At 66.3% G+C, this 21373-nt stretch carries 17 protein-coding genes and 1 tRNA gene; 17 read left to right on the top strand and 1 reads right to left on the bottom strand.

Annotation, left to right across the window (positions count from 1 at the left end; all coding sequences use genetic code 11):
• The first annotated feature begins 9 nt into the window (after nt 1–9).
• From Q0Q48_RS11225 to Q0Q48_RS11260, 8 genes are all read left to right on the top strand, one after another.
• Nucleotides 10–85: transfer RNA gene (locus tag Q0Q48_RS11225), tRNA-Phe, on the top strand.
• A gap of 468 nt (nt 86–553) precedes the next feature.
• Nucleotides 554–1003 carry a hypothetical protein gene (locus Q0Q48_RS11230; protein ID WP_295137467.1) on the top strand — a complete coding sequence of 150 codons (450 nt, stop codon included), beginning with the start codon at nt 554–556 and terminating at the stop codon, nt 1001–1003.
• Nucleotides 1004–1368: 365 nt separating this feature from the next.
• Nucleotides 1369–1659: a hypothetical protein gene (locus Q0Q48_RS11235; RefSeq protein WP_295137469.1), complete on the top strand. Its 291-nt coding sequence runs from the start codon at nt 1369–1371 to the stop codon at nt 1657–1659.
• A 2-nt stretch (nt 1660–1661) separates the two neighbouring features.
• Entirely contained in the window at nt 1662–1982 is a 321-nt protein-coding gene (locus Q0Q48_RS11240) for a DUF3325 domain-containing protein (protein ID WP_295137471.1), read from the top strand.
• Entirely contained in the window at nt 1982–2833 is an 852-nt protein-coding gene (gene exbB, locus Q0Q48_RS11245) for a tonB-system energizer ExbB (RefSeq protein WP_366915280.1), read from the top strand. Before Q0Q48_RS11240 ends, exbB begins: the two co-directional genes overlap by 1 nt.
• 4 nt (nt 2834–2837) lie before the next feature.
• Entirely contained in the window at nt 2838–3251 is a 414-nt protein-coding gene (exbD, locus tag Q0Q48_RS11250; protein WP_295137473.1) for a TonB system transport protein ExbD, read from the top strand.
• Entirely contained in the window at nt 3248–3994 is a 747-nt protein-coding gene (locus tag Q0Q48_RS11255) for an energy transducer TonB (protein ID WP_295137475.1), read from the top strand. Before exbD ends, Q0Q48_RS11255 begins: the two co-directional genes overlap by 4 nt.
• Before the next feature lie 4 nt (nt 3995–3998).
• Nucleotides 3999–4400, top strand: a complete 402-nt coding sequence (locus tag Q0Q48_RS11260; RefSeq protein ID WP_295137477.1) for a Fur family transcriptional regulator — start codon at nt 3999–4001, stop codon at nt 4398–4400.
• Nucleotides 4401–4404: 4 nt separating this feature from the next.
• On the opposite strand, the gene Q0Q48_RS11265 is transcribed toward Q0Q48_RS11260, so the two are convergent.
• Nucleotides 4405–5301: a LysR substrate-binding domain-containing protein gene (locus Q0Q48_RS11265; protein WP_295137479.1), complete on the bottom strand. Its 897-nt coding sequence runs from the start codon at nt 5299–5301 to the stop codon at nt 4405–4407.
• 97 nt (nt 5302–5398) lie between these two features.
• Here Q0Q48_RS11265 and Q0Q48_RS11270 point away from each other — a divergent pair, with 97 nt between their 5' ends.
• From Q0Q48_RS11270 to glgB, 9 genes are all read left to right on the top strand, one after another.
• Nucleotides 5399–6934, top strand: a complete 1536-nt coding sequence (locus Q0Q48_RS11270) for an alkaline phosphatase family protein (protein ID WP_295137481.1) — start codon at nt 5399–5401, stop codon at nt 6932–6934.
• Nucleotides 6935–6953: 19 nt separating this feature from the next.
• The gene (ugpB, locus tag Q0Q48_RS11275; RefSeq protein ID WP_295137482.1) at nt 6954–8261 is read left to right on the top strand and encodes a sn-glycerol-3-phosphate ABC transporter substrate-binding protein UgpB; all 1308 of its coding nucleotides are present in this window, start codon (nt 6954–6956) and stop codon (nt 8259–8261) included.
• A 27-nt stretch (nt 8262–8288) separates the two neighbouring features.
• Nucleotides 8289–9182, top strand: a complete 894-nt coding sequence (gene ugpA / locus Q0Q48_RS11280; RefSeq protein ID WP_295137484.1) for a sn-glycerol-3-phosphate ABC transporter permease UgpA — start codon at nt 8289–8291, stop codon at nt 9180–9182.
• A complete protein-coding gene (locus Q0Q48_RS11285) occupies nt 9179–10102 on the top strand; it encodes an ABC transporter permease subunit (protein ID WP_295137486.1) in 924 nt (307 codons plus the stop codon). Before ugpA ends, Q0Q48_RS11285 begins: the two co-directional genes overlap by 4 nt.
• An 11-nt stretch (nt 10103–10113) precedes the next feature.
• Nucleotides 10114–11184 carry a sn-glycerol-3-phosphate ABC transporter ATP-binding protein UgpC gene (gene ugpC / locus Q0Q48_RS11290; protein ID WP_295137488.1) on the top strand — a complete coding sequence of 357 codons (1071 nt, stop codon included), beginning with the start codon at nt 10114–10116 and terminating at the stop codon, nt 11182–11184.
• 24 nt (nt 11185–11208) lie between these two features.
• Nucleotides 11209–12627, top strand: a complete 1419-nt coding sequence (locus tag Q0Q48_RS11295) for an amidase family protein (protein WP_295137490.1) — start codon at nt 11209–11211, stop codon at nt 12625–12627.
• A 384-nt stretch (nt 12628–13011) separates the two neighbouring features.
• Nucleotides 13012–15867: an alpha-1,4-glucan--maltose-1-phosphate maltosyltransferase gene (locus Q0Q48_RS11300; RefSeq protein WP_295137492.1), complete on the top strand. Its 2856-nt coding sequence runs from the start codon at nt 13012–13014 to the stop codon at nt 15865–15867.
• Nucleotides 15864–19169, top strand: coding sequence for a maltose alpha-D-glucosyltransferase (treS, locus tag Q0Q48_RS11305; RefSeq protein ID WP_295137494.1), 3306 nt, complete (start codon nt 15864–15866; stop codon nt 19167–19169). The genes Q0Q48_RS11300 and treS overlap by 4 nt, the downstream gene beginning before the upstream one ends.
• A gap of 35 nt (nt 19170–19204) precedes the next feature.
• A complete protein-coding gene (gene glgB, locus Q0Q48_RS11310) occupies nt 19205–21373 on the top strand; it encodes a 1,4-alpha-glucan branching protein GlgB (protein WP_295137636.1) in 2169 nt (722 codons plus the stop codon).

Below are 21373 nucleotides of genomic sequence, written 5' to 3' on the forward strand. Positions count from 1 at the left end.
GGACGGCATGCCCAGGTAGCTCAGTTGGTAGAGCATGCGACTGAAAATCGCAGTGTCGGTGGTTCGACTCCGCCCCTGGGCACCATTCCGTTTCTCAACCAGATCAGCAAGTTGAGCAGGGAAACCTGAGCCGCCCCCCAATGGGCGGTTTTCTTTTGGACGCCGTCTGATGGCGCGGTTTTCCGGCGGAAGCTCTCTCGCGTTGGATCGAGAGAGCAGTCGGGGCCTTGGCGTCTCGCCCGTCAATTCTTGATCCACGGCCTGTGTCGTTCCGGCGAAGGAGCGCGAGCACCCCGCGCTTCGAGGTCTCTGCGCTGAAGCCTGCACTGACGTTTCAAGAAAGAAACCGAATTGTCGTTCCCGCCGCAGATAATCGCAGCGATGACGAAATGATATTTTGGTGAAAAGAACAAGAATGCCGCCCTGTCCGACATCTAGAGTTAAATTGCTAGAATTCCGCGAAAGATGATGACTCTGTTCTGAGACTGATAGCAGGATGCTCTTGGGGGAGAGCGCTCTACGGGTACAGAGCAATCAGCGGGGGAGTAGCGTCATGTGTGTGTTGGCCTGGAATGTCTCCACGGCGGAAAGCCTGGTCGTTATTCGCGGCATCGGCGTGTTCGACCTGTCTTTCGCCACGTCGTTTCGCCAGACCATGCGGGCAGAGGGTGCCGCCGGCTTTTGCAAGCTTTTCGACCTGAGCCGGGCGGACATCAAGCTCAGCGACCAGGACCTGCAGACCATGGTCGCCAGTACGCGCCTTGGCGGGATCATCAAGTCAGGACCGATCGCAATCTATCTGGGGAAGACCCCGCCGCCTCTCCTGGTGGACATGGCGATCCTGATGAAGGAGCGGATCGGCCACCGCCGCCGGTTGCGCCTCTTCACCGACGAGACCCTTGCACGGCAGTGGCTTGCCGAAGAAGGTCCGACCGTGAACCTACCCCACGGGATTTTTCACTTCCCGCCGAGGGACACGACCAGCGCCAGTCTCGGACGGTGAGGCGTCCTCACTTTCGCGCCGAATGGGATTTCATGTCGGGCTCAGACTCCACGCCGGGATCATTCCTCAAGCGGCCGCCAGACGCGGCCGGATGAGATTCGGCCACCGGTCGATGGGAGTGGGGCCTCAGCGTCCGTTGCAAGCTCACGCTGTCCCGACCTCGAAGCGCTTGGACACGCTGCAGGAATTGACCCGCTTGGCCGGACATGCCGGCGCGAAAGACGGTCAAGGCACAGGGCACCAGAAGCGAACCAGCTGGTAGGTTGGCGGCGCAAAATAAATCGCTCGCCGACGCCGCCGGCAGGGAGAAATCGGGCCTTCTCGTTCGTCTTATGAATGAGAGGGAGTTGCAGCGTGGTTCCGTCATGACCGGTTTTTCCGTCCTTGTCCGCCTCGTCGCGGCCATCGGCGGCGGTTACGCCGTGGCTGCCGGTCTGGCCGCACTGGCGGCCGTCGGCTTGCCGGCCGGTGGATTGATGGCGCGCAGCGAGGCCGTGGTCCTGGCCTCGATGCTGGCTTTCCTCGTCTATCTGGCGCTGCTGATCTGGGCCTTCGCCGACCGGCGCCTGGCCCGTCTTTGCCTGGTCATGGTCGCTGCAGGGATCGCTTCGTGGGGCGGCGCCTGGGGTCTCCTGCGCCTGACAGCAGGGGGTTGAAGATGGCGCCCGCTCTCCTGATCGCGTTGGCGCTCGCCTGCTATTTCGGCTTTGCCCTGCTGGCGTTGAGCCAAGATCGCCATTGGGAGCGTGCCGGCGGGGGGCGTGACTGTCCGGCGCGGCTGGTGCTTCCGATGCGGATCGCGGGTTACGCCTTCCTGCTGGCCTCCTTCGCGCTCGCTGTGTGGCGCGACGGTGCAAGCTTCGGAACGCTCGTCTGGGCGACCATGCTGAGCGTCGGCGCGATCGCCGTGACCTGCACTGTCACCTGGCGTGCCAACTGGCTGCGCCCCGTCGTTCGCACTCTTCAGGGTATCGCGTAATGCTGCTTCGTCGTCTGCTGGTCCTTCTTCTGCTGTTCCCTTCGCTGGCATTGGCGCAAGCACCAGGGATGACGGAGCCTGCGCCGCCGGCTGGCTCGGCGGCCCCTGCGGCACCGGCGTCGGCGCCCGATGCCGCTACGTCCACCAACGCCGCTCCGTCGGCCGTGACGCCTCCCGGCCAGCCGCCGGCTGCCGCTCCGGCACAGACGGTCCTGCCCAAGGACCTGTCGGTGTGGGGGATGTTCCGGGCAGCCGACTGGGTGGTGCAGGGGGTGATGGTCGGCCTGGTCGTGGCGTCGGTCCTGACCTGGACGGTGTTCGTGGCCAAGACCTTCGAGCTGGCGATGGCGGTGCGGCGCCAGCGGCGCCTGCTGGCCGCGTTGGACTCCGCGCCCTCGCTCGACAAGGCCCCGTCGAGCGACCTCGTGGCGGCGGCACAGGCCGAGCATAGGCTGAGCGCCGACACGGTCGACGACCGCGACGGTTTGAAGGAACGCGTGGCGTCGCGGCTGGAGCGTCTCGAAGCGGCGACGGGTCGGCGCATGCTGAAGGGTACGGGCGTGCTGGCCACGATCGGCTCGACGGCGCCGTTCGTGGGGCTGTTCGGGACGGTGTGGGGGATCATGAACTCCTTCATCGGCATCTCGCGCTCACAGACGACGAACCTCGCGGTTGTGGCACCTGGCATCGCGGAAGCGCTGCTGGCGACCGCGCTGGGCCTGGCGGCGGCCATTCCGGCGGTGGTGATCTATAACCACTTCTCGCGGCGGGTGACGGCCTACCGGGCTCTGGTCGGCGACACGTCGGCGGCGGTGCTGCGACTGGTGTCGCGCGACCTGGGACGGAGGTAGCGCGATGTCGGTGAAGCTGGACCATGGCGACGATGAGCTGGCGGAGAACCACGAGATCAACGTCACGCCGTTCATCGACGTGATGCTGGTGTTGCTGATCATCTTCATGGTGGCGGCGCCGCTGGCGACGGTCGACGTGCCGGTCGACCTGCCGGTGTCGACGGCGGAGCGGCAGCCGAAGCCCGACACGCCGCTCTATCTCACCTTGAAGGAGGACCTGTCGTTCACGCTGAAGGACACGCCGGTGAGTCGCGAGGCCCTGGCGAAGGCGCTGGACGAGGCGACGGGCGCGAAGAAGGACGAGCGCATCTTTTTGCGGGCGGACAAAGCGGTACCCTATGGCGAGCTGATGCAGGCGATGAACGTGCTGCGGGCGGCGGGCTACCTGAAGGTGGCCCTGGTCGGGCTGGAGCAATGAGGGAAGTGGCCCGCTGGATCGGCGCGTTCGTCTTCGTGCTGGCGCTGCACGCGGGTGCGATCCGGATCGCGCTGGGCTGGGCCACCGCCGAGGTGCCGTATTCGCCGCCGCCGGCCGCGATCATGCTGGAACTGGCGCCGCTGCCGGCCGCGCCGGAGATCGTGCCCAACGAGGCACCACCGGGACCGGAGCTGAGCGAGGTGATCCCTGAGCCCGAGGAGCCGCCGCCGGTGGAAATGCCGCCGCCGGTACTGGCGGAGGTGACCCTGCCCGATCCCGAGCCGCCGCCGCCGCTCGACCTCAAGCCGCCGCCGCCCAAGCCCAGGCCGATCGAGAAGAAGGTCGAGAAGAAGCCGCCGCAGCCCAAGGTCTCGGCGCCGCAGGCGGCGCCGGAGCAGGCGCGTACGGCCGCGGCACCGATGCCGGGCGCCTCGGCCGAGCCGCCGTCGGCGACCCTGCCGACGTGGAAGGGCCTGCTGCTGCGCCATCTCGAGCGCCACAAGCGCTACCCGTCCGAGGCGCAGCGGTCGCGGCACGAGGGCGTGACCTATGTGCGATTCACGATGAGCCGAGACGGCCGCATCCTCGCGGCGCGCATCGAACGGCCCTCTGGACATGCCGCGCTCGATCAGGAAGGGCTCGAGCTGTTGCAGCGCGCCCAGCCGCTGCCGCCGCTGCCCCAGGACCAGCCCGGCGAGAACCTGGAGATCGTCGTCCCCATCCAGTTCTTCCTCAGGAGGTGAAGGGATGGGGCGGCTGGAGGATCTCTGTCGCGAGCGCGGCGTCCGGCTGACCGAACAGCGACGCATCGTGCTGGAGGTGCTGGAGGACGCGACCGACCATCCCTGCACCTTCGAGATCCACCGCCGCGCCTCGGTCGGGCGCCGGATCGGCGTGGCCACGGTCTATCGGGCGTTGAACAGTCTCGCGACGGCGGGTGTGGTCACGCGCCATGTCTTCCGCGACGGCAAGGCGCGCTACGAGCGCGCCGGCCGGGCGGTCCATCCGCACCTGATCGACGTTGCGACCGGCGAGGTGATCGAGCTCGACGACGAGGGCGGCCTTGCCCGCATGATCGAGGTGGAAGCCCGCCGCATGGGCTTCCACCTCGTCGAGTTCAGGTTGAAGCTGTTCGGCGAGAAGAACTGACGTCTCACGGCAGGCTGCGCCGCGCCGCCTCGCGCTGGTTCGACAGGGTTGCCGCCACCGTGAAGAAGGCCTTGATGCTGCGGCGCATGCTCTCGCTCTTCAGGCAGGCGACGTAGTCGCTGCTGGTGATCCTGGCGTCGCGGAAGTGCAGGGTGCGAAAGCGTGTCGAGGCGCTCGCTTCCAGCTCCCAGATGATGCTGAAGCCCAGGCCGGCGCCGACGGCTTCGCAGACGGCCTCGCGGCTGCCCAGCTCCAGCACGGTGCGGGGCCGGACGCCGGCCTTCGCCATCGCGGCATGAGTAACGCGTCTCGTGTTCGACCCCTCCTCGCGCGAGATCATCGGTTGGTCTTGAAGCTCGGCCAGCCGCACGTTCTCGCGGCTCGCCCAGGGATGGTCGTTGCCCACGATCAGCACGGCCGTGTGCTTCCACAGCGGCATGGCGTGGATCTGCGGATGGCGCTCGACGCCGGGCAGGATCGCGAGGTCGGTGCGCCGCTCCATCAACTGCTCGCGCACGAAGCGCGTGTTGCCCATGGCGACCGACAGCTCGATGTTGGGATAGCGCGCCAGGAAGCGGGCGAACACGCCCATGGCGATGTGCGGCCCGTCGGCGGTGAGGCTGAGTTGTCCGCTTTCCAGCTCCGCGGATTCGGTCAGAATCTCCCGCATTTGTTCTTCGAGACTCGAGTAGCGCCGCGACATCCGGAACAGGCGCTCCCCCATCTCGGTGAGGCGCACCGCCCGGCGCGACCGCTCGAGCAGCTTCACGCCGTAGCGTTCTTCCAGCGCCTTCACCTGGATGGTGACGGCGGGCTGGGTCAGCCCCAGGGCGTCGGCGGCGCGTGAAAAGCTGCCGTGATGGGCGACGGCGTCGAAGGCGCGGATCTGTGTGTGCAGCATGCGTCTATATTAATAATTTTTAAGTTACAGAAGTAATATTGAATTGTCCTATCGGTTGGCGCACCCGATGATCATGCAAGGGGAAGGGGGACAATTGATGGTCGCGCGGAGGAACATCCTCTTCATCGTCATCGATCAGTGGCGGGCCGACGCACTCGGCTGTGCTGGCAATCCCGTCCTGAAGACACCGAATCTCGACCGGCTGGCCGCCGATGGCGTGCTCTGCCGCCGCCATTTCGTGCAGGCGGCTCCCTGTGGTCCGTCGCGCGCGGCGCTGCTGACCGGCACCTATCAGCACAATAACGGCGTCATGCGGAACGGCACGCCGCTGGCGCGCCGCTTCACCAACATCGCCCTGGAATGCCGCAGGGCAGGCTACGATCCGGCGCTGTTCGGCTACACCGACACGACGGCCGATCCGACCGGCCTCCCGCCCGACGATCCGGCGCTTCGGACCTACGAGTCGGTCATGCCCGGTTTCGCGCCGGAGCTGCACCTGCCGGAACTGCCCTATCCGTGGATGGCCGACCTGAAGGCCAAGGGATATCCGTTCGCCGACGACGTCACGGAGATCTATCGGCCGGCTACCCCGGCGGGCGACCGTGGACCGACCTTTCCGGCGGCACGCTTCAAGGCCGAGGACAGCATCACGGCCTTCCTGACCGATCGGCTGCTCGACTACATCTCGGTGCGGCGCGACGCCTCCTGGTTCGCGCACGCGGCCTACATTCGCCCGCACCCGCCTTTCATCGCGCCCGAGCCCTACAACACCCTCTACGATCCGGCCGACATGCCGCTGCCGCGTCGCGCCGCGACGGTGGAGGCGGAGGCCGCGCAGCATCCGCTCCTCGCCAGCTACCTGCGCTCACAGAGCCAGGCGAACTATTTCGTCACCGGGCAGGGGCTGGTCGCCGATCTCAGCGCCAGCGATCTCGCGCAGCTACGGGCGACCTATTACGGCATGGTGCAGGAGGTCGACGACCAGGTCGGCCGCCTGATCGACAAGCTGAAGGACTGGGGGCTCTACGACGACACGCTGATCGTCGTGACCGCCGACCATGGCGAGCTGCTGGGCGACCACTGGATGCTCGGCAAGCAGGGCTATTTCGACGAGGCCTACAACGTGCCGCTGATCGTGCGCGATCCACGCTCCGCGGCGAAAGCGAGCCGCGGCACGGCGATCGAGCGCTTCACCGAGGCGGTCGACGTGATGCCGACCGTCCTCGACTGGCTCGGCCTCGACATCCCGCGCCAGTGCGACGGCCGCTCGCTTCTCCCGTTGCTGCACGGAAAACCGGTCGAGGACTGGCGCCGCGCAGTGCACTGGGAATTCGATTTCCGCGGGCTTGGCGCCGCCGATTCGGAGACGGCGCTGGGCGTGCCGATGGACGCCTGCTCTCTGGCCGTCATCCGCGACGAGCGATTCAAATACGTCCATTTCGCCGCGCTGCCACCGCTGTTCTTCGATCTCGCCGCCGATCCGCACTGCTTCAACGACCTGTCGCGCGATCCCGCCGCAGCCCCGGCGATGCTGTCCTATGCGCAGAAGATGCTGTCGTGGCGCATCGTTTCGAGCGCCCGCGATTTCACCGGCATGCACGTTTCGTCCAACGGCCTCCACGTTCGCCCCTGATCAGGAGAAGGAATCCATCATGAGGAACAGGTTGCTCGGCGCCTTCGCCGGAATGGTCGCCGCCTTTGCCGCCTCGGTGGCGGCGGCTGCACCGATCGAAATCCAGTTCTGGCATCCGACCCTGGGACCGATCGACGATGCCTTGAAGCAGCAGATCGACAGCTTCAACAACGCCCAGACCGCCTACAAGGTCGTGGCCTCCGGCCGTGGCACCTACGACGAGACCTTCAATGCCGCGATCGCGGGCTTCCGGGCGAACAAGAGCCCGCACCTGCTGGTCGTAATCGGCCAGGGCACGCAGAGTATGCTGCTGTCGGGCGCGGTCTATCCGGTGCAGGATCTGCTGGCAGCCGAAGGCTACAAGATCGACTGGAACAACTACATCCAGCCGGTGCTGAACTACTATCGCACCAAGGACATGAAGCTCCTGTCGCTGCCCTTCAGCGTCTCGACGCCGATCCTCTGGTACAACAAGGATGGCTTCGCCAAGGCGGGCCTCACCCGGCCGCCCGCGACCTGGGACGAGATGGGCGAGTACCTGACCAAGCTTCGCGCGGCGGGCTTCGAGTGCGGCTACACCTCGGGCTGGCAGCAGTGGGTGCATGTCGACAACTATTCGACGATCCACGACCTGCCGATCGCCACCCTGCACAACGGGCTCGATGGTTTGAACGCGGTCTTCACCTACAACAAGACGGACGTGGTGAAGAACATCGCGCGCCTGCAGTCGTGGGTCGCCGATGGGCGCTACACCTATTCGGGCCGCCAGGGCAGCAGCGCGACACCGGCCTTCGCCTCGGGCCGCTGCGCGATGATGACCCATTCCTCGGCGGTCTTCTCCTCGCTGCAGGCCAGCGCCAAGTTCGCCTTCGAGGCCGCGCCGCTGCCCTACGAAGCGGGTACGACGCCGCACAACAGCCTGATCGGCGGCGGCGCACTGTGGGTGCTGAAGGGCCACAAGCCGGAGGAGTACAAGGGCGTGGCCGCGTTCCTCGCGCATCTCGCCAGCCCCGACCAGCAGGCCAAGTGGCACAAGGACACTGGCTACATGCCGATCACCAAGGCCGCCTACGAGAAGGTCAAGGCCGAGGGCTACTACGACAAGTACCCGCAGCAGGAAGTGGCCATCACCCAGGTCCAGCGCGGCACGCCGACGCTCAACACGATGACCGTGCGGTTGGGCAACGCCAACCAGTACGTCGCGGCCCTCGAGGAGGAGATGGAGGCAGTCTGGGCGAACAAGAAGACCGCGCAGCAGGCGATGGACGACGCGGTGCGGCGTGGCAACGAGATCCTGCGTCGCTTCGAACGCCAGCGCGGCAACTGAGCGGCGGCGGCGCGACGGGCTGATGCCATGATCAAGCGGGTGAACTTCCAGCGGCACAAGCCGCTGGCCTTCCTGCTGCTCGCGCCGCAGATGCTCGTGCTGGCCATCTTCGTGTTCTGGCCGGCGGCACAGGCGCTCTATCAGGCCTTCACCGTCACCGATCCGTTCGGCCAGCACTCGACCTTCGTCTGGTTCGACAATTTCCGCGACGTGCTGACCAGTCCGGAATACTTCAACTCGATCTACCGCACCGCCATCTTCAGCACCGGCACGACCGTCTCGGCCGTGCTGGCCGGTCTCGCCTTCGCGGTGCTGGTCGACCGGGTCGTGCGGGCCAAGTCCGTCTATCGGCTGATGATCATCTGGCCCTATGCCGTGGCGCCGGTGCTGGCCGGCGTCCTTTGGCTGTTCCTGTTCCATCCGATCTACGGCGCCATCGCGCTGATGCTGAAGCAGGGCTTCGGCATTCCATGGAATCCCCTGCTGGACGGCAGCGACGCTATGTTGCTGGTCATCGTGGCCGCCGCGTGGAAGCAGGTGAGCTACAATTTCGTCTTCTTCCTCGCCGCCCTGCAGGCGATCCCGCGCTCGCTGATCGAGGCGGCGGCAATCGACGGGGCGGGGCCGATCCGGCGGTTCGTCAGCATCGTCTTTCCGCTGATCTCGCCCACCACCTTCTTCCTGCTGGTGATCAACGTCGTCTACGCCTTCTTCGACACGTTCGGCATCATCCACGCCCTGACCCAGGGCGGGCCCGGCGGCGCCACCGACATCATGGTCTACAAGGTCTATGCCGACGGCTTCCTCGGCCTCGATCTCGGCCTGTCGGCGGCGCAGTCGGTGATCCTGATGATCCTGGTCATCGGGCTGACGGCAGTCCAGTTCCGCTTCCTCGAGCGGCGGGTGAAGTACGCCCAATGATCGAACGGACCCCCAAGCTCGACCTCTTCTGCCACCTGCTCCTGATCGCCGGCGTGATCGCCGTCTGCCTGCCGCTCTACTACGCGTTGATCGCTGCCACCCATACGCTGCCCGACGTGCTGCAGGTGCCGATGCCGCTCACGCCGGGCAGGGAGCTGCTGGTCAACCTGAAGGTTGCCATCGAGCGCGGCGACCTCGGCCGCCAGCTCGTCAATTCGCTGGTCGTCTCGATCGGCGTCACGGTCGGCAAGATCGCCGTGTCGATCTTGTCCGCGTTCGCGATCACCTATTTCCGCTTTCCCTTCCGGATGACCGCCTTCTGGCTGATCTTCGCCACGCTGATGCTGCCGATCGAGGTGCGCATCGTACCGACCTATGCCGTGGCCGCCCATCCGCTGCAGGGGCTGGGCTGGCTGCTCGACGAGACCGGCCTGCGCGGGCCGCTGGAGAGCCTGACGGGATGGAACGTCGAAGCGGTCGTGAAGTGGAACCTGCTCGACAGCTATGCCGGCCTGATCCTGCCGCTGATGGCCTCGGCCACAGCGACCTTCCTGTTCCGCCAGCTCTTCCTCACCATCCCCGAGGAACTGCTCGAAGCGGCCAAGATCGACGGCGCGTCGCCGATGCGCTTCCTGATCGACGTGCTGTGGCCGATGTCGCGCACCAACGTGGTGGCGCTCACCGTCATCCTCTTCGTGTTCGGCTGGAACCAGTATCTGTGGCCGCTGCTGATCACGACGGAGGCCAGCATGACGACCGCGGTGATCGGCCTGTCCAAGCAGATCTCCGCCGCACCGGAAGCCGTGCCGAAGTGGAACACGCTGATGGCCTCGGCGCTGCTGATCACGCTGCCGCCGGTGGTGGTGGTGATCGTGCTGCAGCGCTGGTTCGTCAAAGGCCTCGTCGACTCGGAAAAATAGCGGAGCATTCCTTGGCCACCGTCGACATACGCAAAGTCCAGAAATCCTACGGGCCCGCGAAGGTCCTGCACGGCGTCGACCTCGAGATCCGCCACGGCGAATTCGCCGTCATCCTGGGGCCGAGCGGGTGCGGGAAGTCCACGCTCCTGCGCATGATCGCGGGCCTGGAGGAGATCACCGGCGGCGAGATCGCGATCGACGGCCGGGTGGTCAACCGGCTCGAGCCGCGCGAGAGGGACATCGCCATGGTGTTCCAGAACTACGCGCTCTATCCGCACATGAGCGTGGCGGAGAACATGTCCTATTCGCTCCGGATCGCCCATGCGCCCAAGGCGACCATTCGCGACAAGGTGGCGGGCGTTGCCGGCATCCTGGGCATCGGTGACTTCCTTGGCCGCAAGCCCACGCAGCTGAGCGGCGGCCAGCGCCAGCGGGTCGCCATGGGCCGCGCCATCATCCGTGAGCCCAAGGTCTTCCTGTTCGACGAGCCGCTGTCGAACCTCGACGCCAAGCTGCGCCACCAGATGCGTACCGAGCTGAAGCGCCTGCATCTGCGGCTCGACGCCACCTCGATCCTGGTGACGCACGATCAGGTCGAAGCGATGTCGCTCGCCAACCGCCTGATCGTGATGAACGCCGGCCGGGTCGAGCAGGTGGGCTCGCCCGGCGAGGTCTATGCGCGGCCCGCGACCTTGTTCGTTGCGGGCTTCATCGGCTCGCTGCCGATGAATTTCTTCGAGGGAGCCGTGGCCGGCGACGGACGCACGATCGTTCTTGCGGGCGGCCCGTCGGTCGCGGCGGGGGAGTCCGGGAGGATCGGCGCGCCGGGCCAGCAGGTCGTGGTCGGCGTCCGGCCCGATGCGCTCACGCTCTCACCGCCGCAGGCCGGCGGCCTCGGCGGCCGGGTCGAGCTGGTCGAGGATCTGGGCAGCGTGAAGCTCGTGCATCTCGACGACGGCCGGGGGGGATTCGTGGTGGCGGTGCCGCCCGACACGGAAGTGGGTGAGGCCACGCAACACGGCGTGATCGTGCGCGGCAAGGACGTGCACGCGTTCGACGCCAAATCAGGCAATCGCCTCTAGCAAGACAGGATCGGGAGGAAGACGATGGAACTGCGTCAGTACGCAGCCCTGAGCGCGGTCGAGATGGCGCGTCTCGTACGGCAGGGCGAGGTTTCGCCCGTGGAACTGGTCCAGTCGTCGCTGGATGCGATCGAGGAAACCGAGGCCCGGGTGAACGCCTACAGCGCCGTCTTTGCCGAGGACGCGAAGGGGCGGGCGGCGGAGCTGGAGAAGGAGGCGCGGGCCGGGTCGTTCCGCGGTCCCCTCCATGGCGTGCCCGTCGGAATCAAAGACCTCTTCCTGGTCGAAGGGTACAAGACGCAGCGCGGCTCGAGGCTGTACGTCGATTCGGTGGCGACCGAGACGGCGCCGTCGGTCGAGCGCCTGCTCGCCGCAGGCGCGGTCATGGTCGGCAAGACGACGACGCCCGAGCTGGGCTGGAAGGCGGCGTCCAATTCGCCGCTCTACGGCGTGACGCGCAATCCCTGGGACGTCTCCAGGACCGCCGGCGGGTCGAGCTCGGGTTCGGCCGTCGCCGTGGCGGACGGCACGGTGCCGTTGACGCTGGGCTCGGACGGCGGCGGCTCGATGCGGGTGCCGGCCTCGTTCTGCGGCATCTTCTCGCTGAAGGCATCGCTCGGGCGCGTGCCGACCTATCCGCTGAGCCCCACCGAGCATCTCTCGCACGCGGGTCCGATGACCAACACCGTCGAGGACTATGCGCTGGCGCTTGACGTGCTGCAGGGGCCGGATGCGCGCGATCCGCAGGCATTGCCGGCAGCCTCGCTCTCCTATCTCGAGACGCTGGGCGAGCTGCCGAAGCTGCGCTGCGTGCTGGCGCCAACCCTGTTCGGTGCGTCCGTGGCGCCTGGCATTGCCGGCGTGATCGCGAGGACCTTCGACGAGATCAAGGCGCATCTCCCCGTCGAGATCGTCGAGGCGAAGATCGACTGGCCCGATCCGATCGACATCTTCGATGCGCTTTGGGTGGCGCGCGGCGCGCTCTATGGCGGCCTGAAGCCGGAAGACATCGCGCGCATCGATCCGGGATTCGCGCGCATGGTGGCGCGGGCGCCGTCGATCAGGCTCGAGGATCATTTCCGGACCCTGCAGGCGCGCGCCGCCTTCAATCGTTCGGTGGCCGAGGCGTTCGGGCAATTCGACCTGCTCATCATGCCGATGGTGCCGATCGAGCCCTTCGCCGCGGAGGACGACGGGCCGAAGGACATGGAGGGAACGCGGCCGGTGCCATGGGCACGCTGGACGCCTTTCTCCTATCCCTTCAACATCACGGGGCAGCCGGCCGCGTCGGTGCCGTGCGGCTGGTCATCGTCGGGCCTGCCGGTCGGCCTGCAGGTCATCGGGCGGCGCTTCGCCGAGGAGCACGTGCTGCAATTCTGCGCCGCCTGGGAGAGACACTTCAATTGGCGGCAACGCGCGCCCGCCGTCTACGCCGGCACCTGACGATCCGAAGCCTCGGCATTCTTCCGCGCTCTCCGCTGGGGTGGAACCAAGTTCCAGCCGCGGAGTTTCCTTCGCATGAGGGAGAGTTCGAGCTCGGGGGCGATCGTGCCTGCCACGGTGAAGGGGCGCGCGATAAAGGTGCTGCATGTAGACTTGCGGCATCTGAGCGACCTCCATGCCTTTAAAGCTGCCGTACGCAGCGCCGTCGCTTCGGGTTTCAATCACGTCTGCGTCGGTCCCGTTTTCGATCTCGGACCTGGGGGAGATCCCCTCCTTGTCTCCGATCACGGCCGCTCGATTGCCAATCTGAACTCCGCTGGCGCGCCGTTCGTTCTGATCAGGGGGTTGCGTCAGGTCTGCGAGAAGGCTGGTCTTGCACTGTTTGTGGACATAGTCCTCGACCGCTTCGCCCTGGAGAGCGCGTCGGCAAGGGCGCTGGCCGGCCTCTATGAGGGCTTGCCCGGCCTCAATCCGCTCGATCCCCGACTCGATCGTCGCGTCGCGACATCCGCCATGTTGCGCAGTGGCGCCGAGGAAGCTGCGGCCGACTGGTGGGCGGAGCTCTTGTCCGAATTGGTGACCGCAGGCGCGCAGGGGTTTCGTCTTCTCGGTCTCGACGGTCTGCCGCCGCATGCGCTGCGCCGTATCATTCATCGCGTCCGGATGAAAACGGCGTGCGCTTTCTGGGGATGGACGCTTGGATTGCCCTGGCACCGGCATGGCGAACTCGTCGGAGCGGACCTCTCCGCCGTCTTCGCCTCGACCTGCTGGTGGGACGGCCGGGCTGCGTGGTTCGTCGAGGAATACGAATCGCTGCGCCGGATCGCGCCCGTGCTGGGTGTCGCCGGCGTGCCGTTCGATATGGAGCGCCGCGCCGCAACCGCCCGGTCGCTGATGCTGGCAGCCGCCACAGCCGATGGGCTTTTGGTGCCAGAGGGGACGGATCATGGCGGGGCGCTGCAACAAGCCGCCGCGTTGGCGGAGATCATCGTCTCGAAGGGCGTTTCCGGCGGCCTGCGGTCGCTCACCAGTCCTGCGGAGCCGGTGTCTGTCCTGTTGAGGACGGACGGCGCGGACGCTCGCAGTCCACGGCGAGGTGTAGCCATCGCGATCAACAACGATCTGTTCCGTGCACGCGCGCTGCCCTTCGACATCGCGATCCTGCCCCCGGCAGCAGGGTGTGCGCTGCGTGTGGCCGAACCCGATTCGGGTGCCAGCCTGGAACCGGGAGAGATTCGCGTGCTCGATGTGATGCCAACCCGGCCCGTGCGTAGCGGCAAGAAGCCGGGCAAACGCGAAGTGAATGCCGCGGCAGCCCAATCGCCCATTGTCATCGAGCGCGTGACTCCGACGGTGAATGGCGGCGCGTTCGCCGCCAAGCACGTTGTCGGAAAGCCGCTGGTGATCGAGGCCGATATTTTCGCCGACGGACACGACCTGCTGGGCGCCGAAGTCCTGTGGTGGTCGGCCGACGACGACCAGCGCAAGGCCGTGCAGCTGACCCACATTACCAACGATCGCTGGCGCGCCACGGTGATGCCGGACCGGATCGGACGGCATTACTTTTCGGTCGAGGCCTGGCGTGACGAGTATGGCAGCCTGTCGCACGGCCTCGAGGTGAAGCATCGCGCTGGTATCGATGTTGCCGTCGAGTTGACCGAGGTTGCTCTCTTTCTCGAGGTACTGGTCAAGGAGCCGGGAATCAAGGCGCTGCTGGCCGAGGCCAAGGCGGCGGAACCGGCTGATGCTGTCGCCCTTCTCACGTCGGCAGCCTCTCGCGAAATCGTTGCGGGTGCCGCCGAACGCCGCTTCCGCCTCGACGTGGGCCCTTTCCCGGTGGATGTCGAGCGGCCGCAGGCCGGATTTGCCTCCTGGTACGAGTTGTTCCCGCGATCACTGACGGACGATCCGAAGCGGCACGGCACGTTCGACGATGTGATCGATGCTCTGCCGCGCGTGCGCGCGATGGGTTTCGACGTTCTCTATTTTCCCCCCATCCATCCGATCGGCAAGGTCAACCGCAAGGGGCGCAACAATACCCTGACGGCGGGGCCGGATGACGTCGGCAGCCCCTACGCGATTGGCGGCGAGGGCGGCGGGCACGACGCCATCCATCGCCAGCTCGGCACGCCCGAAGACTTCCGCCGGCTGGTGGCGGCGGCCCGGGACCAAGGCCTCGAGATCGCCCTCGACTTCGCCATCCAGTGCTCGCTCGACCATCCGTGGCTGCGCGAGCATCCGGAGTGGTTCCGCCGGCGGCCGGACGGCACCATCAAGTACGCCGAGAATCCGCCGAAGAAATACGAAGACATCGTCAATGTCGACTTTTACGCCGACGGCGCGGTGCCGTCGCTCTGGCTGGCACTGCGCGACGTCGTCCGGCACTGGGTGGGGGAAGGTGTCCGCATCTTCCGGGTCGATAACCCGCACACCAAGCCTTTGCCGTTCTGGCAATGGATGATCGACGACATCCGCGGCCGCCATCCCGACGTGATGTTCCTGTCGGAGGCCTTCACCCGCCCGAAGATGATGTATCGCCTGGCCAAGGTCGGTTTCTCCCAGTCCTACACCTACTTCACCTGGCGCAACGGCAAGCAGGAGATCATCGACTACCTGCGCGAGCTGACGACGACCGAGGTCGTCGACTATTTCCGGCCGCACTTTTTCGTCAATACGCCCGACATCAACCCGATCTTCCTGCAGAATTCCGGCCGCCCCGGCTTTCTGATCCGTGCCGTGCTGGCGGCCACGCTCTCGGGACTGTGGGGCGTCTATTCCGGCTTCGAACTCTGTGAAGCGGCAGCTCTGCCGGGCCGCGAGGAATACCTCGATTCGGAGAAGTACGAGATCCGGCCGCGTGACTTCGCGGCGCCCGGCAACATCGTGGCGGAGATCACGATGCTGAACCGGCTGCGCCGGTCGTATCCTGCGCTGCAGAGCCATCTCGGCGTCACCTTCTACAATGCCGGCAACGACCGGATGCTGGTCTACGGCAAGCGTGCGCCGGGCGCCGAGGATATGGTCCTCGTCGCAATCAGCCTGGATCCCCATCACGCCCAGGAGACAGGCTTCGAGATCCCGCTGTGGGAATGGAAGCTGCCGGACGACGGCGCCATCGAGGTCGAGGATCTCGTACGCGGCGACCGCTTCACCTGGCACGGCAAGAACCAGCATCTCCGCCTCGATCCATCCGTCATCCCCTTTGCCATCTGGCGCCTGTCGCCCCGGAGCGCCGCATGAACGCCCCCGTCGCCGATGCTCCGGCTACGCTACCGGTCGCGACCGATCCGCAATGGTACAAGGACGCGATCATCTACCAGCTGCATGTGAAGTCGTTCTTCGATTCGAACAATGACGGCATCGGTGATTTTCCCGGCCTCATTTCGCGGCTTTCGTACATCGCCGACCTGGGCGTCAACACGATCTGGCTGCTGCCGTTCTATCCGTCGCCGCGCCGCGACGACGGCTACGATATCGCCGAGTACACGGCGGTGCATCCCGAGTACGGTACGCTCGACGACGTCAAACGGCTGATCGAAGAGGCCCATAAGCTCGGCATCCGCGTCATCGCCGAGCTGGTCATCAATCACACTTCCGACCAGCATGCCTGGTTCCAGCGCGCGCGCCTCGCGCCGCCGGGCTCGCCCGAGCGCGACTTCTATGTGTGGTCCGACAGCGATCAGAAGTACGCGGGTACGCGCGTCATCTTCATCGACTCGCTTCGCTCGAACTGGAGCTGGGATCCGGAAGCCAAGGCCTATTACTGGCATCGCTTCTACGCGCACCAGCCCGATCTCAACTTCGACAATCCGGCGGTGCTCGAGGCGGTCCTGGGGGTGATGCAATTCTGGCTCGATATGGGCATCGACGGTCTGCGGCTCGATGCCGTGCCCTACCTGGTCGAGCGCGAGGGCACGAACAACGAGAACCTGCCCGAGACGCATGAGGTCCTGAAGAAGATCCGCGCAGAGATCGACCGCGCCTATCCCGGCCGCATGTTGCTGGCCGAGGCCAACCAGTGGCCGGAAGATACCAAGGAGTATTTCGGCCAGGGCGACGAATGCCATATGGCGTTCCACTTCCCGCTGATGCCGCGCATGTACATGGCGCTTGCTCGCGAGGATCGTTTCCCGATCACCGATATCATGCGCCAGACGCCACAGATTCCCGACAACTGCCAGTGGGCGATCTTCCTGCGCAATCACGACGAGCTGACGCTCGAGATGGTGACGGATTCGGAACGCGACTATCTGTGGGAGACCTATGCCACGGATCGCCGGGCGCGGTTGAACCTCGGCATTCGCCGTCGCCTCGCGCCGCTGCTGGAGCGCGACCGACGGCGCATCGAGCTGATGAACTGCCTGCTGCTGTCGATGCCCGGTGCGCCGGTCATTTACTATGGTGACGAGATCGGCATGGGCGACAACATCCGTCTCGGCGATCGCGACGGTGTGCGTACCCCGATGCAGTGGTCTCCTGATCGCAATGGCGGCTTCTCGCGCGCGGATCCGGCCGCGCTGGCGCTGCCGGCAATCATGGACGCGCTGTACGGATACGAGACGGTCAACGTCGAGGCGCAGACGCGCGACGTTCATTCGATCCTGCACTGGATGCGGAAGATGATCGCCGTGCGGCGTACCCATGCCGCTTTCGGTCGGGGCACCCTGCGGTTCCTCTATCCGAAGAACCGCAAGGTGCTGGCCTATCTGCGCGAACTCGACGGCGAGGTGATCCTCTGCGTCGCGAACGTCTCGCGCACACCCCAGGCGGTGGAGCTCGATCTTTCCGAATTTGCGGGGCGGGTGCCCGTCGAGCTCAACGGCGGCTCGTTATTCCCGCCCGTCGGTCAGCTGACGTATCTCCTGACATTGCCTCCTTACGGTTTCTATTGGTTCATCCTGGCCAGTGAGACCGATGCGCCGTCGTGGCACACGCCTGCCCCCGAACCCTTGCCGGACTACATCACCGTCGTGCTGCGTGATTCGCTCGCCGACGGGGTGTGGGCATCGGCGGCGTTGCTGGAGCGCGAGTCGCTGCCGCCGTATCTCGCCAAACGTCGATGGTTCGGCGCCAAGGACAAGGCGTTCAAATCGTCCCGCTTCGCCTATCTGGCGCGGCTGCCCGCGGGCGGTACCCGCGATTTGCTGCTGAGCGAGGTCGAGGTAACCGCAGGCGACGAGACGAGCCGCTGGCTGCTGCCGCTCTCCGTGAGTTGGGAAGACAAGCAGGCCGTGGCTCTGCCCGCGCAGCTCGCCCTCGCGCGCGTGCGCCGCGGCCGCCGGATCGGCTTGCTTACGGACGCCTTCGCCGTACCGGAGTTTGCGCGCGAGGTGCTGGCTGCAATGGCGTCGGGCGTCACGCTGCAGGCACCTGAAGGCCGGATCGTCTTCGAAGCCATACCGGACAAGGTGGAGCTGCTGCAGCGTCCGGCCGATGCGCAGGTCGTCTGGTTGACGGCCGAGCAATCCAACAGCTCGCTGATCGTCGACGAAGCGGTGATGCTGAAGATATTTCGCCGCATCCAGCCGGGGGAGCATCCCGAGGCCGAGATGAGCCGCTATCTGACCAGCCAAAGCTTTGCCAATGCGCCGGCGCTGCTGGGCGAGGCTATCCGCGTTTCGCCCAATGGCGAGCGGTATGCGCTGGCGGTGGCGCAGGCCTTTGTTCGCAACCAGGGTGATGCCTGGACCTGGACGCTGAACCAGTTCAACCGTGCGCTCGACAATCTTGCAAGCCGGGAGGCCACGGCGGAGTCGCGCGACGACGATATGGAGGACTACCATACCTTCGCCGGCACGATTGGCCGCCAGCTCGGAGCGATGCACCAGGTACTGGCGCGACCGACCTCCGACGAAGCCTTCTCGCCACGCCGGGCGGACGCGGACGACGTCGCCGCCTGGACCGAACGGGCGACCGGTCTGCTTGCGCGGGCGATCGATGCGGTTGCGGCCGTCAAGAGCTGGGACAATGAGGCGGCGGCGGCAGATGCGGAACGATTGATCGACCGGCGCGAGGCATTGACGGCCTTGCTGCGGCAGCTCGCGCAAAGCGGCCTCGACTCGATCGTGTCGCGCATCCATGGCGACTTCCACCTGGGCCAGGTGCTGATTGCCAGCGCCGACGCTTACATCATCGACTTCGAGGGCGAGCCGGCGCGGCCCATGGAAGAGCGGCGGCGCAAGGCGAGTCCGATGCGGGATGTCGCGGGCCTCCTGCGGTCGCTCGACTACGCGGCTGCGGCGACCCTCGATCCCAAGAACCTGATCGTCAATCGCCTCCCTCCGGCGCGTCGGCTGACGCTGGTCACCCGCCTGCGCAGGGGCGCGCAGCGCGCTTTCCTCGCAAGCTATCGCGAAGCAGCGGTCGGGCTGTCAGGCATGGACCGCGGCGAGCTGCTCGATTTCTTCCTGGCTGAGAAGGCCGCCTACGAGATCTGCTACGAGGCGGCGAACCGGCCGGCCTGGGTGCCGATCCCGCTGTCGGGCCTGTCTCGCCTGGCCGCGCGGCTGCTGCGGGAGACGACGCCGCAGGAGAACGCATGAACGCGGTGACCCAGGAAGGCAGGCTCGACCGCCAAATGGCGGAGGCGCTGGAATCATGCCGTCCGCTGGATCCGTTCGCCATCCTGGGTCCGCACGAAGACAAGGCGGGCCGGATCGTCCGCGTCTTCGTCCCGGGTGCGGAGGCCGTCGAGGTCATCGGCCGCGATGACGGCACGTCCTGGGGCGCGCTGACGCCGGGTGCCGGCGCTGGCCTGTTCGAAGGCCCGATCCAGCGATCCGGTGCGTATCTCCTGCGAATCCGTTGGCCGGACGCCGTGCAGGAAACGGAGGACGCCTACGCCTTCGGGCCGGTCTTGGGCGATCTGGACCTCCACCTGTTCAACGAGGGCCGTCATTTCGAATTGGCCGAGGCGCTGGGCGCCAACGTCGCGTCGATGGAGGGCGTGGACGGCGTCCGCTTCGCAGTCTGGGCGCCGAATGCCCAGCGTGTCGCGGTGATCGGCGATTTCAATTCCTGGGACAGGCGCCGCCATCCGATGCGCCTGCGTCCCTCGGCGGGGGTGTGGGAGATCTTCATCCCGCGCCTCGGCGCCGGAACGCGCTACAAGTTCGACATCGTGGGACCAGGCGGCGTGCACCTGCCCGAGAAGGCCGACCCCGTCGCACAGCAGGCGGAGCTGGCACCGGCCACGGCGTCCATCGTTGCCGCGCCGGCCTCCGGCCTGCAATGGAGCGATGCGGCCTGGATGGCCGGCCGCGCCGAGCGCCAGTCGGCGACGGCCGCAATCTCGATCTACGAAGTCCATGCCGGCTCGTGGATGCACCAGAAAACCGGCGCGGGGGCAGGGGAGCGTCCGCTGTGGGACTTCCTGGCGGAGCGCCTGATTCCCTACGTCAAAGAAATGGGTTTCACCCATGTCGAGCTGCTGCCGGTGACGGAGCATCCGTTCGGCGGCTCCTGGGGGTATCAGCCGCTCGGTCTGTTCGCACCCGCGGCGACATACGGGCCACCGGAGTCATTCGCCCGCTTCGTCGATGCCGCGCATCGCGCCGGCGTCGGCGTACTGCTGGACTGGGTGCCGGCTCATTTCCCGACCGACAGCCATGGGTTGGCACGCTTCGATGGTACTGCGCTCTACGAGCATCTCGATCCGCGCGAGGGCTACCATCACGACTGGAACACCTACATCTACAATTTCGGGCGGCGCGAGGTTCAGGGCTTCCTGATCGCCAGCGCTCTCCACTGGCTGGAGCGTTTCCATGTCGACGGGCTGAGGGTCGATGCCGTGGCTTCGATGCTCTACCGCGACTACAGCCGGGCGGCCGACGCATGGATCCCCAACATCCATGGCGGCCGCGAGAATCTCGAAGCCATCGGCTTCCTGCGACACCTCAATGCCGTGGTCGCCGAGCGTTGTCCCGGCGCGATCATGGTCGCCGAGGAGTCGACCGCCTGGCCGGGCGTTTCGGCGCCGCTGCCCGATGGGCTCGGTTTCTCCTTCAAATGGAACATGGGTTGGATGCATGACACGCTGCAGTACATCGAGCACGAGCCGATCCATCGCGCCTATCATCACGACCAACTCACGTTCGGGCTGGTCTATGCGTTCTCGGAGCGGTTCGTGCTGCCGATCTCCCACGACGAAGTCGTGCACGGGAAGGGCTCGCTGTTGGGCAAGATGCCCGGGGACCGCTGGCAGCGCTTCGCCAACCTCCGCGCCTATTTCGGCTTCATGTGGACGCATCCCGGCAAGAAGCTCCTGTTCATGGGCAGCGAGATCGCGCAGGAGCGCGAGTGGAACCACGACGAAGAGATCGACTGGCATCTGCTGGACGATGGGGCCCACGCCGGCATCCAGCGGCTCGTGCGCGATCTCAACCGTCTCTATGCGGCGGAACCTTCGCTGCATGCATCCGACAGCGATCCGTCGGGTTTTGCCTGGATCGTGGGCGACGACCGCGCCAACTCGGTCTTTGCCTTCTTCCGCACGTCCACGTCGGGGGCGCCCCTCCTGGTCGTCTGCAACATGACGCCGGTCCCACGGCACGGCTATCGCATCGGAGTGTCGAGGCCCGGTCGCTGGCGCGAGGTGGCGAACACGGATTCGCGTTTCTATGGCGGCAGCGATCTGGGCAATGACGGCGCCGTCCAGGCCGTGGACCACCCGTCCCATGGTCTGTCCCATTCAGTTCAGCTCACCCTGCCGCCCCTTGCGGCGGTAATCCTGCGTGGCGAGGACTAG

Origin of the sequence: uncultured Reyranella sp., from assembly GCF_945957355.1 — a bacterium.
Classification (GTDB): Bacteria; Pseudomonadota; Alphaproteobacteria; order Reyranellales; family Reyranellaceae; genus Reyranella.

What these genes read in the sequence shown, in the direction of transcription:
- Q0Q48_RS11285 (WP_295137486.1), top strand. Translation starts at nt 9,179, where the DNA reads ATGATCGAACGGACCCCCAAGCTCGACCTCTTCTGCCACCTGCTCCTG.
- Q0Q48_RS11230 (WP_295137467.1), top strand. Translation starts at nt 554, where the DNA reads ATGTGTGTGTTGGCCTGGAATGTCTCCACGGCGGAAAGCCTGGTCGTT.
- Q0Q48_RS11235 (WP_295137469.1), top strand. Translation starts at nt 1,369, where the DNA reads ATGACCGGTTTTTCCGTCCTTGTCCGCCTCGTCGCGGCCATCGGCGGC.
- Q0Q48_RS11265 (WP_295137479.1), bottom strand. Translation starts at nt 5,301, where the DNA reads ATGCTGCACACACAGATCCGCGCCTTCGACGCCGTCGCCCATCACGGC.
- Q0Q48_RS11240 (WP_295137471.1), top strand. Translation starts at nt 1,662, where the DNA reads ATGGCGCCCGCTCTCCTGATCGCGTTGGCGCTCGCCTGCTATTTCGGC.
- treS (WP_295137494.1), top strand. Translation starts at nt 15,864, where the DNA reads ATGAACGCCCCCGTCGCCGATGCTCCGGCTACGCTACCGGTCGCGACC.
- Q0Q48_RS11255 (WP_295137475.1), top strand. Translation starts at nt 3,248, where the DNA reads ATGAGGGAAGTGGCCCGCTGGATCGGCGCGTTCGTCTTCGTGCTGGCG.
- exbD (WP_295137473.1), top strand. Translation starts at nt 2,838, where the DNA reads ATGTCGGTGAAGCTGGACCATGGCGACGATGAGCTGGCGGAGAACCAC.
- glgB (WP_295137636.1), top strand. Translation starts at nt 19,205, where the DNA reads ATGGCGGAGGCGCTGGAATCATGCCGTCCGCTGGATCCGTTCGCCATC.
- ugpB (WP_295137482.1), top strand. Translation starts at nt 6,954, where the DNA reads ATGAGGAACAGGTTGCTCGGCGCCTTCGCCGGAATGGTCGCCGCCTTT.
- exbB (WP_366915280.1), top strand. Translation starts at nt 1,982, where the DNA reads ATGCTGCTTCGTCGTCTGCTGGTCCTTCTTCTGCTGTTCCCTTCGCTG.
- ugpA (WP_295137484.1), top strand. Translation starts at nt 8,289, where the DNA reads ATGATCAAGCGGGTGAACTTCCAGCGGCACAAGCCGCTGGCCTTCCTG.
- Q0Q48_RS11270 (WP_295137481.1), top strand. Translation starts at nt 5,399, where the DNA reads ATGGTCGCGCGGAGGAACATCCTCTTCATCGTCATCGATCAGTGGCGG.
- Q0Q48_RS11295 (WP_295137490.1), top strand. Translation starts at nt 11,209, where the DNA reads ATGGAACTGCGTCAGTACGCAGCCCTGAGCGCGGTCGAGATGGCGCGT.
- Q0Q48_RS11260 (WP_295137477.1), top strand. Translation starts at nt 3,999, where the DNA reads ATGGGGCGGCTGGAGGATCTCTGTCGCGAGCGCGGCGTCCGGCTGACC.